At 35.3% G+C, this 583-nt stretch carries 2 pseudogenes; one reads left to right on the plus strand and one right to left on the minus strand.

Features of this window, described 5'->3' with window-relative positions:
• A pseudogene (locus tag ACFIK8_RS12625) lies at nt 1-205 on the minus strand (branched-chain amino acid ABC transporter substrate-binding protein); the annotation flags it as partial.
• Nucleotides 206-451: 246 nt separating this feature from the next.
• On the opposite strand from ACFIK8_RS12625, the pseudogene ACFIK8_RS12630 reads away from it, so the two are divergent.
• Nucleotides 452-583: pseudogene (locus tag ACFIK8_RS12630) on the plus strand (cold-shock protein); the annotation flags it as partial.

Raw genomic sequence — 583 nt, forward strand, 5'->3', positions numbered from 1 at the left:
CAAGCTGGCCTCCAAATGCATTTTGACCACTTAATGGAAGGTAAACACCAATTTTAATGGGCTCATTTGCATAAACATTTGCTACAAGCACCATTACAGCTGCCACTGTGGTAAGGATTTTCCTCAATCGCATTGCACGCACCTTCCTTAATTTAGTTATTTTTCGCACCTTATCTCGAACTTTTTCATCATGCAAGTTATACATTTATCAAAATATCATTGTGTTAAAAAGCTTTTATATTATCATTCTTTAGAAAGTGAGATTTGTTTCTTAAAATATGTAAAGCGTACGATTAAACACTTTTGTAAATATTCGTATTGGTAATTGTAAGAGATACGACAATATGGGGAAATCCTAATCTTGGGGCTTGCGTGTTGGTGCCAGAGCAATGTTTACTTAAGTGTAGAGAATCAATATCGTCCAATTTAGGCTACAGGATCACGTTTTATTATGACGAGTAAGGATGCATTAAAGGATTATTCCCTGTCTGAGGACAGGATAAGTGCTTGTGGTGAAATTATTGAGATCAGTGGTGTCATTAAATGGTTTGATGGTAGTAAGGGATATGGATTTATTATACCT

The organism is Bartonella sp. MR168JLCBS (assembly GCF_042194175.1).